At 42.1% G+C, this 12,708-nt stretch carries 11 protein-coding genes; all 11 read left to right on the forward strand.

All coding sequences use genetic code 11. The annotated features are described in order from the left end of the window. Nucleotides 1-7: 7 nt before the first annotated feature. Nucleotides 8-1,357: a UDP-N-acetylmuramoyl-L-alanine--D-glutamate ligase gene (gene murD, locus HMPREF2926_RS03115; protein WP_070586402.1), complete on the forward strand. Its 1,350-nt coding sequence runs from the start codon at nucleotides 8-10 to the stop codon at nucleotides 1,355-1,357. Between the two features lies 1 nt (nucleotide 1,358). Further along, the gene (locus HMPREF2926_RS03120; protein ID WP_070586403.1) at nucleotides 1,359-2,441 is read left to right on the forward strand and encodes a UDP-N-acetylglucosamine--N-acetylmuramyl-(pentapeptide) pyrophosphoryl-undecaprenol N-acetylglucosamine transferase; all 1,083 of its coding nucleotides are present in this window, start codon (nucleotides 1,359-1,361) and stop codon (nucleotides 2,439-2,441) included. Beyond that, nucleotides 2,425-3,630 carry a cell division protein FtsQ/DivIB gene (locus HMPREF2926_RS03125; protein ID WP_070586404.1) on the forward strand — a complete coding sequence of 402 codons (1,206 nt, stop codon included), beginning with the start codon at nucleotides 2,425-2,427 and terminating at the stop codon, nucleotides 3,628-3,630. Before HMPREF2926_RS03120 ends, HMPREF2926_RS03125 begins: the two co-directional genes overlap by 17 nt. A gap of 142 nt (nucleotides 3,631-3,772) precedes the next feature. Beyond that, a complete protein-coding gene (gene ftsA / locus HMPREF2926_RS03130) occupies nucleotides 3,773-5,161 on the forward strand; it encodes a cell division protein FtsA (RefSeq protein WP_070586405.1) in 1,389 nt (462 codons plus the stop codon). A gap of 15 nt (nucleotides 5,162-5,176) precedes the next feature. Next, nucleotides 5,177-6,442 (forward strand): cell division protein FtsZ, encoded by a 1,266-nt coding sequence (gene ftsZ, locus HMPREF2926_RS03135; protein ID WP_003005955.1) that lies wholly within the window; start codon nucleotides 5,177-5,179, stop codon nucleotides 6,440-6,442. Nucleotides 6,443-6,444: 2 nt separating this feature from the next. Continuing rightward, nucleotides 6,445-7,113, forward strand: coding sequence for a YggS family pyridoxal phosphate-dependent enzyme (locus HMPREF2926_RS03140; RefSeq protein ID WP_070586406.1), 669 nt, complete (start codon nucleotides 6,445-6,447; stop codon nucleotides 7,111-7,113). A gap of 9 nt (nucleotides 7,114-7,122) precedes the next feature. Further along, the gene (locus HMPREF2926_RS03145) at nucleotides 7,123-7,752 is read left to right on the forward strand and encodes a cell division protein SepF (RefSeq protein WP_003005962.1); all 630 of its coding nucleotides are present in this window, start codon (nucleotides 7,123-7,125) and stop codon (nucleotides 7,750-7,752) included. 1 nt (nucleotide 7,753) lies between these two features. Then, entirely contained in the window at nucleotides 7,754-8,017 is a 264-nt protein-coding gene (locus HMPREF2926_RS03150; protein ID WP_003011858.1) for a YggT family protein, read from the forward strand. A gap of 6 nt (nucleotides 8,018-8,023) precedes the next feature. Then, entirely contained in the window at nucleotides 8,024-8,815 is a 792-nt protein-coding gene (locus HMPREF2926_RS03155) for a YlmH family RNA-binding protein (protein ID WP_070586407.1), read from the forward strand. Between the two features lie 9 nt (nucleotides 8,816-8,824). Further along, nucleotides 8,825-9,643 (forward strand): DivIVA domain-containing protein, encoded by an 819-nt coding sequence (locus HMPREF2926_RS03160; RefSeq protein ID WP_070586408.1) that lies wholly within the window; start codon nucleotides 8,825-8,827, stop codon nucleotides 9,641-9,643. A 252-nt stretch (nucleotides 9,644-9,895) separates the two neighbouring features. Beyond that, nucleotides 9,896-12,688: an isoleucine--tRNA ligase gene (gene ileS / locus HMPREF2926_RS03165; protein WP_070586409.1), complete on the forward strand. Its 2,793-nt coding sequence runs from the start codon at nucleotides 9,896-9,898 to the stop codon at nucleotides 12,686-12,688. Nucleotides 12,689-12,708: the final 20 nt, after the last annotated feature.

A 12,708-nucleotide genomic window follows, 5' to 3' on the forward strand; every position in this document is an offset into this window, starting at 1 on the left:
AGAAATCATGAAATTTGTGAAACAATTTGAAAATAAAAAGGTTCTTGTATTAGGTTTGGCGAAGTCAGGCGAGTCAGCTGCCCGTTTGTTGGATCGCTTAGGAGCGATTGTGACCGTCAATGATGGCAAACCTTTTGAAGAAAATCCAGCAGCACAAAGTTTACTGGAAGAAGGGATTAAAGTTGTGACAGGAGGTCACCCTCTGGAATTGTTGGATGAAGACTTTGCAGTCATGGTCAAAAATCCAGGAATCCCTTATTCTAATCCAATGGTTGAAAAAGCGCTTGAAAAAGGCATTCCAGTCCTCACTGAAGTGGAATTGGCCTATCTGATTTCGGATGCGCCAATTATTGGGATTACAGGATCAAACGGAAAAACGACGACGACAACCATGATCGGGGAAGTCTTGACGGCTGCCGGCCAAGGTGGTCTATTGTCTGGGAATATCGGTTTTCCAGCTAGTCAAGTTGCACAAACAGCAACAGAAAAGGATGTTCTGGTCATGGAATTGTCTTCTTTCCAATTGATGGGAATTGAAGCCTTCCATCCAGAGATTGCAGTGATTACCAACCTTATGCCAACCCATATCGACTATCATGGTTCTTTTGAAAATTATGTAGCTGCCAAATGGAATCTTCAAAAGAACATGATAGAAAAAGATGTCATTGTCTTGAACTTCAACCAAGACTTGGCCAAGGAACTCGCTACAAAAACCAAGGCAAGGGTCCTTCCATTTTCAACGGTCGAAAAAGTGGATGGGGCTTATTTGGAAGATGGACTTCTCAAGTTTAAGGGAGAAGTTGTTATGCGTGCAGATGAACTGGGCGTTCCAGGTAGTCACAATGTAGAAAATGCCTTGGCAACGATTGCGGTTGCAAAAGTCCGTGGTGTGGAGAATGAGGTCATTAAAGAAACCTTGTCAGCCTTTGGAGGAGTGAAACACCGTCTTCAATATGTGGATGAAATTCAAGGTGTCAAATTCTACAATGATAGCAAATCGACCAATATTTTAGCAACACAAAAAGCTCTTTCTGGTTTTGATAACAGCAAGGTGATCTTGATTGCAGGGGGGCTCGATCGTGGCAATGAATTTGATGAATTGGTGCCTCACATTACTGGCTTAAAGGAAATGGTGATTCTAGGGGAATCAGCTCCTCGAGTGAAACGTGCAGCCGATAAAGCAGGCGTCCCTTATGTCGATGCGGCAGATGTAGCAGATGCTACGAAGAAAGCCTTCGACTTGGCTAGCTCTGGAGATGTTGTGCTACTAAGTCCTGCTAATGCCAGTTGGGATATGTATCCGAATTTTGAAGTGCGTGGGGATGAATTCCTTGCTACAGTAAAAGGGTTGAAATAAGATGAAAAAAATAATGTTTACTGGTGGGGGAACCGTGGGACATGTGACCCTTAATCTCCTCTTGATTCCAAAATTTATCGAAGATGGATGGGAAGTCCATTATATTGGAGACAAAAAAGGAATCGAATACCAAGAGATCAAAAAGTCTGGCTTAGACGTACGCTTCCATTCAATTGCAACGGGGAAATTGCGCCGCTATTTCTCTTTCCAAAATATGATGGATGTGTTCAAGGTGGCTTGGGGAACGCTCCAGTCCATTGCAATCCTGCTTCGTGTGCGCCCACAAGTCCTCTTCTCAAAAGGGGGATTTGTCTCTGTGCCACCAGTGATCGCAGCTAGACTCACGCGTGTCCCTGTCTATATTCATGAGTCCGATCTTTCTATGGGATTGGCCAATAAAATTGCTTATAAATTTGCTACCAAGATGTACACGACTTTTGAGCAAGCACATGGTTTGACAAAGAGTGCGCATATCGGTGCGGTAACCAAGGTTACAGATCATGTTCCGACAACTTCTGAAGAATTAGAAGAAAAAACAAAAGGTTTCCGAAAAGACTTGCCGACCCTTCTCTTTGTCGGAGGATCTGCTGGTGCGCGTGTCTTTAATGAATTTGTGACAGAGCATCAAGCAGAGCTCTTGCAGCACTACAATATCATCAATTTGACTGGTGATTCAACATTGAATCATGCTGAGGGCGGTTTGTATCGAGTGGATTATGTAACCGATCAGTATTTGCCCATGCTCCAGAAGGCTGATTTAGTGGTCACTAGAGGTGGAGCTAATACCTTATTTGAACTCTTGGCCATGAACAAACTCCATTTGATTGTACCACTAGGAAAAGAAGCCAGCCGTGGCGATCAGATTGAAAATGCCCAATATTTTGTGGATAAAGGTTATGCAGAGCAATTGCAGGAAGATCAATTGACGCTCGAAACCTTTAATGAAACCATTCAAGAAATGTTGAAGCAAAGCCAAGTCTACCACCAAGCAATGGAAAAATCGACAGAGCTCCTTTCACTAGACGATTTTTATGGCCTGCTTCAAAAAGATATCAGTAAGGGAAAAGATGACGGACGACAATAAAAAAACGCCAACGGATGACAAAATTACAGAATTGTCAGCCTGGCAAAAAAGAAACAAAGAATATTTAGAAAAAAAAGCGCTTGAAAAAGCGGAAGAAGCTGAAACAGAGGAAACTGAAAGCGAAGAAGCACAAGAAGACGAAAACCTTTCAGAAAAAGAAACAGCTTCCGTCTCAGAGGAAGAATCTGAAGATAAATCTGAATCTGAGGCCAAAGAGGATCCAGATGTAGATGGAGAAAGTTCAGAAGGAGAAGAGGATGATCCGGCTGTAGAGGAGCTAGATCCTTCAGAGAAGCAAGAGAAAAAGCCTTCATTCTTTAAAGGCTTAAAGACGAAAAAGCCAAAGAAGGAACCGACAGTGGCAAAACGCCATATCTATCGTGCCCTTCCGGTAATCGGAATCAGCTCGATTGTCGCCCTTCTCTCCATCTATTTTTTAAGTCCCTTGTCCACACAGAAAGTGATTGAATTTTCAGGGAACAAAGCGGTTGATCAGCAACTCTTGTATGAAAAAAGTCGCATCAAAGAAGAAGATTATACTCTGACGACCTTCCTTCATAAATCGGTCTATGAACAAAATATGAAAACGGCCAGTCCGTGGATTAAAGAGGTTCACATGCATTATCAATTCCCGGTGACCTTTAAAGTCAATGTCGTGGAACACAAAGTGGTTGCCTATTATGTGACGGGAGAAGACCACTATCCAGTATTGGAAAATGGAGAAGTAGTGGAGACAGTAACTCCAGCTTCGGAATTGCCTTCCTCCTATATTAGCTTAAAATTCTCAGATCGAGAATTGGTTAGACAATTTGTCCAAGAAATGAAGTCTATTTCTTCTTCCATTACGGATAAAATTGTTTCGGTTGATCTGACACCGAGCAAGGTTACCAAGGATCTGGTGACCATCACTATGAAAAACGATAATAAAATCTTGGTGCCTGTTTCCCAAATTACCCGTAAGCTCCCTTATTATAAGGCGATCAGTAAGCAATTAGACGATGATTCGACTATCGATATGGAGGCTGGAGTATTCAGCTATAGTGAACAATCCATTGCAGATGCCAAAGAGCAAGCTGAAAAAGAAAAGGCTGAAAGTACAGAAAAGCAAGAAGAACATTCCGAGGAAGCAAGCCAAGAACAGAATCAAGTACAGAATCCAGAAGGAGAGAATTCTTCTGGGAATGAGTAAAGCCCATAAATTATCTCAAATAATTGAAGAAAAAATGTCCATTTTAGGCTTCTTTGTGATATAATGAAGTTTGGATAGTTCCAACTAAAAGGGCTATAAATAGATGTAAAGTGAAAACAAATAAAGAGAGAGGACTGGTGTAATGGCTAGAGACGGCTTTTTTACAGGTTTAGATATCGGTACTAGTTCAATAAAAGTATTGGTGGCAGAACATGTCAATGGAGAAATGAATGTAATTGGAGTCAGCAATGCAAAAAGTGCTGGCGTCAAAGATGGAATTATAGTAGATATCGAAGCTGCTTCAAATGCAATTAAAAATGCAATCAGCCAAGCTGAAGAAAAAGCAGGGATTTCAATCAATCTAGTCAATGTTGGGTTGCCTGCAAACTTACTACAAATCGAAGCAACTCAAGGAATGATTCCAGTCACAAGTGATTCGAAAGAAATTACAGATGCAGATGTTGAAAATGTTGTCAAATCTGCACTCACAAAAAGTATGACACCGGATCGTGAAGTAATCACCTTCATTCCTGAAGAATTTACAGTAGATGGTTTCCAAGGAATCCGCGATCCACGCGGAATGATGGGGATCCGACTTGAAATGCGTGGCCTTCTTTATACAGGACCTCGTACAATCTTGCACAATTTACGTAAAACCGTTGAACGTGCAGGCTTACAAGTTGAAAACATCATCATTTCACCGCTTGCGATGATCAAAACAGTCTTGAATGAAGGCGAACGTGAATTCGGAGCAACGGTGATCGATATGGGTGGTGGCCAAACAACGGTGGCATCTGTTCGTAGCCAAGAACTTCAATTTACAAATATCTACCAAGAAGGTGGCGATTATGTTACCAAAGATATTTCTAAGGTATTGAAAACTTCTCAAAAATTGGCTGAAGGCTTGAAGTTCAACTATGGTGAAGCTTATGTGCCATCTGCTGGAAACGAAGTCTTCCATGTAGAAGTCATCGGTGAAGTAGAGCCGGTTGAAGTGACTGAGAAGTACTTAGCTGAAATCATTTCAGCACGTATCAAACACATCTTTGAGCAAATCAAACAAGACCTTGAGAGAAGACATTTGTTGGATCTTCCTGGTGGTATTGTGATTATCGGTGGAGGTGCAATCCTTCCTGGTGTTGAAGAATTGGCTCAAGAAGTCTTTGGTGTAAATGTGAAATTGTTTGTTCCAAATCAAATTGGAATTCGCAATCCAGCTTTTGCCCATGTAATTAGCTTGTCTGAATATGCAGGCAATTTGACAGATGTGGATATTATTGCTCAAGCTGCGGTTCATGGAGACGAAGTTTTGCGTCAACAACCGATTCAATTTGATCGTCCAGTGCAACCACAAGTACAACCACAACCTGCTCAACCAGCACAACCAGTAGTACCTGCATACAATGCTGAGAAGATTGAATCTCCAGTGGATGCTCAAGAAATTCCAGCAGCAAGCAATAATAGCAAACAAGAACCAAAAACTACATTCACAGACCGAATGAAAAATTTGATCGGTAATATGTTTGATTAAGGAGTGTAAGTATTTATGACATTTTCATTTGACACAGCAGCGGCACAAGGTGCAGTAATTAAAGTAATCGGTGTCGGTGGCGGTGGCGGAAACGCCATCAATCGTATGATTGACGAAGGCGTTGCCGGTGTAGAATTCATCGCAGCTAATACAGATGTTCAAGCACTTTCAAGTGCAAAAGCTGAAACAGTTATCCAATTGGGTCCAAAATTGACTCGTGGATTGGGTGCTGGAGGTCAACCTGAAGTTGGTCGTAAGGCAGCTGAAGAAAGCGAAGAAGTATTAACAGAAGCTTTGCAAGGTGCAGACATGGTCTTCATCACTGCAGGGATGGGTGGTGGATCTGGTACAGGTGCTGCACCAGTCATCGCTCGTATTGCCAAAGCTGTAGGTGCTTTGACAGTAGCAGTTGTCACTCGTCCATTCGGGTTTGAAGGTTCAAAACGTGGCAACTTCGCTATTGAAGGGATCAACGAACTTCGCGAACATGTAGATACATTGTTGATTATTTCTAATAACAACTTGCTTGAAATTGTAGACAAGAAGACACCGCTTCTTGAAGCTTTGAGTGAAGCAGATAACGTTCTTCGTCAAGGTGTTCAAGGGATCACTGACTTGATCACAAGTCCTGGATTGATCAACCTTGACTTTGCAGACGTGAAGACTGTTATGGAAAACAAAGGAAATGCCCTCATGGGTATTGGTGTTGGTAGCGGTGAAGAACGCGTTATCGAAGCGGCTCGTAAAGCCATTTACTCTCCACTTCTTGAAACTACAATTGATGGTGCAGAAGACGTGATCGTCAACGTAACAGGTGGTTTGGATATGACATTGATCGAAGCTGAAGAAGCTTCAGAAATTGTGAACCAAGCTGCAGGTCACGGAGTGAATATCTGGTTGGGTACATCTATTGATGAATCTCTTAAAGATGAAATCCGCGTGACGGTTGTTGCAACTGGTGTCCGTCAAGACAAGGTAGAACGCGTTAGCGGAATTGCTTCCTCACAACGTCCTTATAAAACAGGACCACGTGAACAACGCCCACAAGCTGCACCATTTGACCGTGAATTTGATTTGAAACAAGATGTTGAATTGCCAACAACTCCAAGTCGTCCAGCGGTAGAACCAAACCGTGGCTCAGCCTTTGGTGATTGGGATATTCGTCGTGAGAATATCGTTCGCCAAACTGAACCAACATCAACACATCAAGTTGATCGTTACGTAGATTCATCTTCAGATGATGATGAATTGGAAACACCACCATTCTTCCGGAATCGTTAATCATGAATCTGGTAGAGAATGCTGATCTTGTCCGGCAACAAGTAGAAACAGCAAGAAACAAAGCTAACCGTCAAGATCAAGTTAATGTGATAGCCGTCACCAAGTATGTGGATGTTGCCACAGCAGAAGCACTGGTGAAAACAGGTATCCAACATATTGGTGAAAATCGTGTCGATAAATTCCTAGAAAAGTATCAAGCTCTAAAAGAGTATGACCTCACTTGGCACTTGATTGGGAGCCTACAACGGCGGAAAGTAAAAGACGTGATCAATCTCGTCGATTACTTTCATGCCTTGGATTCGGTGAAGCTGGCTCAAGAAATTCAAAAGCGAGCAGAACACCCGATCAAGTGTTTCCTCCAAGTGAACATTTCTGGTGAAGAAAGTAAGCATGGATTTGCACCCGATGAACTGGATGATGTTTTAGCGGAAATTGCACAGCTGGACAAAATTGAAATTGTTGGTTTAATGACGATGGCTCCTTTTGAGGCTAGTCAAGAAGAGTTGCAGGATATTTTTTCAAAAACTCACCAACTTCAGAAACAACTAGAAAAGAAACAATTAAAAAATATGCCTTTTTCAGAACTAAGTATGGGTATGAGTCGTGACTTTGAAGTAGCCATTGCGAACGGAGCGACTTATGTAAGAATTGGGACATCATTTTTTAAATAGGAAAGAACTATGTCATTAAAAGATAAATTTAACAACTTTATTGACTACTTCACAGAAGACGGTGAAGAAGTAGAAGTTCGCGAGGCAAAAGCAGCTGGGGCGGAAACACAACCAGTTCCACAGCCACAGCCGACTCCTCAAGTGACTTCTCCACGTCCACAGATTAGTCAAAGAGAACCAGTAAAACCAAAACCGACTCCTGTCGCACCTGTTACGACTCCAGTGTCTACAGCGGCAGTGAAGGAACCTGTTTCAACAACGAAAAATACATCTGAAAATATTACTCGCTTGCATGAACGTCAACGTGAATTGGCTGCTAATCGTGCGAATACAGATGAAAAGATTACCATTGATGTACGCTATCCCCGCAAATACGAGGAAGCGACTGAAATTGTTGATCTATTACTATCTAATGAGAGTATCTTGATTGACTTCCAATATATGACTGAAGTACAAGCACGTCGTTGTTTAGATTATTTGGATGGGGCTCGTTATGTTTTAGCAGGAAATCTTCGTCGTGTTGCAAGTACCATGTACTTGTTGACTCCAATTAATGTAGTCGTTAACATTGAAGATATCCGCCTTCCAAATGATGTGGAAGTGACAGAATTTGACTATGATATGAAACGTAATCGTTAAGATGGTTATCTTTCAATACTTATCCAATATCATTCAAATCTATTCCATCATTCTTGTCATCTATGCCTTACTATCTTGGTTCCCTGGGGCACCTCAGAGTACTCTTGGACAAATGGTTCACCGCCTAGTTGAACCATTTTTGAGCCTTTTTAGAAAGTTACCATTGCAGTTTGGGGGCTTGGATTTTACAGTTCTAGTAGCACTTTTGGTCTTGAACTTGATGAATCAGTTATTAGCCCGCTTGTTCCTACTTTTGATTGGATAGAATACGATGGGACAGACAGAGATTTATCAACATTTCAATCGCGAAGATCACGAATTCATTGATCGTTGTATTGAATTGTCTGAAAGAGTGGTGGAACGCTATTCTGTTGAGGTGACGGGTTTTTTAAACCCTCATCAGGTCACTATTTTACGAAATGTCGCGGCAAGCTACCAATTACAGGTCTTTGCTTCCAGTGATGAGCAGAAAATGGAGTATGCCAAGGTTATCGTTGCTCCGGATTATTACCAATTAGATCCAAGTGACTTTGATCTGGCCCTATTGGAAATGGTCTATGCTTCAAAATTTCATCACTTGACTCATTCCCAGGTACTGGGGACCATTGTTCACCAATTAGGTGTGGAGCGCAAGTCCTTTGGAGATATTCTGACAAGTGATGGAAAGATCCAAGTATTTGTTGAACAGCGTTTTGTTCACTATTTCATGGATCACATCCAGAAAATTTCTCGGGTACCTGTTAAGCTGAGGGAAGTTCCTCTCTCTGAACAAATGATCATAGAGGAAGAAAGCCAGCACCGAGATATTCTCGTGTCGAGTTTTCGGTTAGACAAGGTGATTGCTGGAACCTTCAAGCTTTCGCGCTCACAAGCTAGTCAGTTGATTAGTTCTGGTCTAGTGAAAGTTAACTATGCGACTACTTCCAATGTTAGCTATGCTGTAGGTCTGAATGATTTAGTCAGTGTCCGACGCTTTGGGCGTCTTAAAATTGTTTCTGAAAATGGTATTTCAAAGAGTGGAAAATATAAAGTAACTGTTGAAATACTCTTAAGTAAAAAATGAGGAGGAGTTATGGCTCTTACTGCTTTAGAAATTAAAGATAAAACTTTTGGCGTTAAATTTAGAGGGTATGATGCGAACGAAGTAGAAGAATTTCTAGATATCGTTGTTCGCGATTATGAAGATCTTGTTCGTTTAAATCATGATCAAGAAGCAAAAATTCAAGCTCTTGAAGAACGCTTAAACTATTTTGATGAAATGAAAGATTCATTGAGTCAATCTGTTTTGATTGCACAAGATACTGCGGAACGTGTCAAACAAGCCGCTAACGAACGTTCTGAAAATATTGTTCGTCAAGCTGAACAAGATGCACAGCACTTAGTGGATGAAGCAAAACAAAAAGCAAATGAAATCCTTCGTCATGCAACGGATAATGCCAAGAAAGTTGCAGTTGAAACGGAAGAATTGAAAAACAAGACACGTGTCTTCCATCAACGTTTGAAATCAACCATCGAAAGCCAATTGAGCATTATCGATACGCCTGAATGGGATGAAATTCTTCGTCCAACTGCTATGTATATTCAGACAAGTGATGAAGCTTTCCGTGAAATTGTGGAAAAAGCTTTGGGTGAATCAGTGCACCATCATCCAGAAAATGAGAATATCGATTTGACTCGTCAATTCTCTCCAGCTGAAATCGAAGAATTGCAAAAACGCATCGAAGCAGCTAATTTAGAATTGGGTGCAACACAAGCGTTTGAAGGTTTGAATGAAAAAGTTCAATCCGCTTTAGAAGAAGCAGAGCACGCTCGTCATGAAAATGAGGCGGTTGTTGAGGAACCGGTTCAACTAGAAGACGAAACGAATCGTGAATCTGTCAATATTTTATAATTTTGTAAAAACAGGTCCATTAATGATAGGTCTAGCGAGCAGATGATGGTGGAAGGTCTGCACTCCCTCTTAATGGATGATCCTTTTACAGTATTCGTTCTGAACCCTTGAGTAAGAACGGACGTTTCCCTCGTTACGGGATGAGAGGAGAAGGTCGCTTGCGACTTCTCGAACAAAGGTGGTACCACGAGCAATCGTCCTTTTTAGGATGCTCGTGTTTTTTTATAGCTTTTAAATCAATAAGGAGACATAATGAAACTCAAAGAAACATTGAATCTTGGAAAAACAGCTTTTCCAATGCGGGCTGGGCTTCCAACGAAAGAACCTGTTTGGCAAAAAGAATGGGAAGATGCAAAATTGTATCAACGCCGTCAAGAGTTGAATGAAGGGAAACCGCATTTTACCCTTCATGATGGCCCTCCGTATGCCAACGGAAATATTCACGTGGGACATGCCATGAACAAGATCTCAAAAGATATCATTGTTCGTTCCAAATCTATGTCAGGATTTTACGCCCCTTATATTCCAGGTTGGGATACCCATGGTTTGCCAATTGAGCAAGTCTTGGCTAAACAAGGTGTGAAACGTAAAGAAATGGACTTAGTTGAGTACCTGAAACTCTGTCGTGAATATGCGCTTTCTCAAGTAGATAAACAACGCGAAGACTTTAAACGCTTAGGTGTTTCAGGTGATTGGGACCATCCTTATGTAACCTTGACGCCTGACTATGAAGCAGCACAAATCCGCGTCTTTGGTGAAATGGCCAATAAAGGCTATATCTACCGTGGAGCTAAGCCAGTTTACTGGTCTTGGTCTTCTGAATCAGCCCTTGCTGAAGCAGAAATTGAATACCATGATTTGGTTTCAACTTCCCTTTACTATGCGAACAAAGTTAAAGATGGTAAGGGTGTCCTAGATACAGACACTTACATCGTTGTCTGGACAACAACTCCATTTACGGTTACAGCTTCTCGTGGATTGACGGTGGGTGCAGAGTTTGATTATGTCGTAGTAAAACCTGCTGGATCTGACCGCAAGTACGTCGTAGCCTCTGAACTCTTACCAAGTCTTTCTGAAAAATTCGGTTGGGAAAATGCTGAAGTCCTTGCGACTTACCAAGGGAAAGAATTGAACCATATCGTGACAGAACATCCATGGGATCCGGAAGTGGATGAATTGGTGATCCTTGGTGAGCATGTAACCCTTGATTCAGGTACTGGTATCGTCCATACTGCTCCTGGTTTTGGTGAGGATGACTACAATGTAGGGATTGCCAATGGCCTCGAAGTTGCTGTTACTGTTAATGAACGCGGAATCATGATGGAGAATGCTGGTCCTGACTTTGCAGGTCAGTTCTATGACAAGGTTGTTCCAACGGTTATCGAAAAACTTGGAGATTTGCTCCTTGCTCAAGAAGAAATCTCTCACTCTTACCCATTTGACTGGCGTACGAAAAAACCAATCATCTGGCGTGCCGTGCCACAGTGGTTCGCTTCTGTATCAAAATTCCGTCAAGATATCTTGGACGAAATTGAAAAAGTGAAATTCCACTCAGAATGGGGGAAAGTGCGTCTTTATAACATGATTCGTGACCGTGGTGACTGGGTCATCTCTCGTCAGCGTGCCTGGGGTGTGCCCCTTCCAATCTTCTATGCAGAAGACGGAACACCAATCATGACAGCTGAAACCATCGAACATGTAGCGCAACTCTTTGAAGAACATGGTTCCATCATCTGGTGGCAACGTGAAGCGAAAGACCTCTTGCCAGAAGGATTTACGCATCCTGGTTCACCAAATGGCGAATTTACAAAAGAAACAGATATCATGGACGTCTGGTTTGACTCAGGTTCATCATGGAATGGGGTTGTAGTTAACCGTCCAGAACTCAAATATCCAGCTGATCTTTACCTGGAAGGTTCAGACCAATACCGTGGTTGGTTCAACTCATCTCTTATCACTTCTGTGGCGAACCATGGTGTAGCGCCTTATAAACAAATCTTGTCTCAAGGTTTCGCCTTGGATGGTAAAGGTGAGAAGATGTCTAAATCTCTTGGAAATACCATCGCTCCAAGTGATGTTGAAAAGCAATTTGGTGCTGAAATCTTGCGTCTCTGGGTAACCAGTGTAGACTCAAGTAATGACGTGCGTATCTCAATGGATATCTTGAGCCAAGTGTCTGAGACTTACCGTAAGATCCGTAACACGCTTCGTTTCTTGATTGCCAATACATCTGACTTTAACCCAGCTGAGGATGCAGTTGCTTATGACGAGCTTCGTTCAGTGGACAAGTACATGACCATTCGCTTTAACCAGCTTGTCAAGACCATCCGTGACGCTTATGAAAACTTTGAGTTCTTGACGATCTACAAGGCACTTGTTAACTTTATTAACGTTGATTTGTCTGCCTTCTACCTGGATTTTGCCAAGGATGTTGTTTACATCGAAGGAGCGAAATCCCTCGAACGCCGTCAAATGCAAACAGTTTTCTATGATATCCTTGTGAAAATCACGAAACTCTTGACGCCAATTCTTCCTCACACTGCTGAAGAAATCTGGTCCTATCTTGAGTTTGAAGCAGAAGACTTCGTTCAATTGTCAGAATTGCCAGAAGCAGAAACGTTTGCCAACCAAGAAGAAATCTTGGATACTTGGTCAGCCTTCATGAACTTCCGTGGTCAAGCTCAAAAAGCCTTGGAAGAAGCGCGGAATGAAAAAGTGATTGGTAAATCACTTGAAGCTCATTTGACGGTTTATCCAAATGAAGTTGTGAAAACACTTCTTGGAGCTGTTGATAGCAATGTTGCTCAACTCTTGATTGTTTCCGAGTTGACCATCGCAGAAGGACCAGCTCCAGAAGGTGCAGTGACCTTTGAAGATGTCGCCTTTACGGTTGAACGTGCAGCTGGTGAAGTTTGTGATCGTTGCCGTCGCATCGATCCAACAACGGCTGAACGCCACTACCACGCAACCATCTGTGATCACTGTGCAAGCATCGTCGAAGAGAACTTTGCAGACGCAGTCGCAGAAGGATTTGAAGCAAAATAATAAGACGTGAAAAATCGCAG

It is taken from the genome of Streptococcus sp. HMSC078D09 (assembly GCF_001813675.1).
GTDB lineage: Bacteria > Bacillota > Bacilli > Lactobacillales > Streptococcaceae > Streptococcus.

Bases quoted from the DNA above. Each gene is read 5' to 3' on its own strand.
- HMPREF2926_RS03155 (WP_070586407.1), top strand. From the start codon at position 8,024: ATGGGACAGACAGAGATTTATCAACATTTCAATCGCGAAGATCACGAA.
- HMPREF2926_RS03145 (WP_003005962.1), top strand. From the start codon at position 7,123: ATGTCATTAAAAGATAAATTTAACAACTTTATTGACTACTTCACAGAA.
- ileS (WP_070586409.1), top strand. From the start codon at position 9,896: ATGAAACTCAAAGAAACATTGAATCTTGGAAAAACAGCTTTTCCAATG.
- HMPREF2926_RS03160 (WP_070586408.1), top strand. From the start codon at position 8,825: ATGGCTCTTACTGCTTTAGAAATTAAAGATAAAACTTTTGGCGTTAAA.
- HMPREF2926_RS03140 (WP_070586406.1), top strand. From the start codon at position 6,445: ATGAATCTGGTAGAGAATGCTGATCTTGTCCGGCAACAAGTAGAAACA.
- HMPREF2926_RS03150 (WP_003011858.1), top strand. From the start codon at position 7,754: ATGGTTATCTTTCAATACTTATCCAATATCATTCAAATCTATTCCATC.
- ftsZ (WP_003005955.1), top strand. From the start codon at position 5,177: ATGACATTTTCATTTGACACAGCAGCGGCACAAGGTGCAGTAATTAAA.
- HMPREF2926_RS03125 (WP_070586404.1), top strand. From the start codon at position 2,425: ATGACGGACGACAATAAAAAAACGCCAACGGATGACAAAATTACAGAA.
- ftsA (WP_070586405.1), top strand. From the start codon at position 3,773: ATGGCTAGAGACGGCTTTTTTACAGGTTTAGATATCGGTACTAGTTCA.
- murD (WP_070586402.1), top strand. From the start codon at position 8: ATGAAATTTGTGAAACAATTTGAAAATAAAAAGGTTCTTGTATTAGGT.
- HMPREF2926_RS03120 (WP_070586403.1), top strand. From the start codon at position 1,359: ATGAAAAAAATAATGTTTACTGGTGGGGGAACCGTGGGACATGTGACC.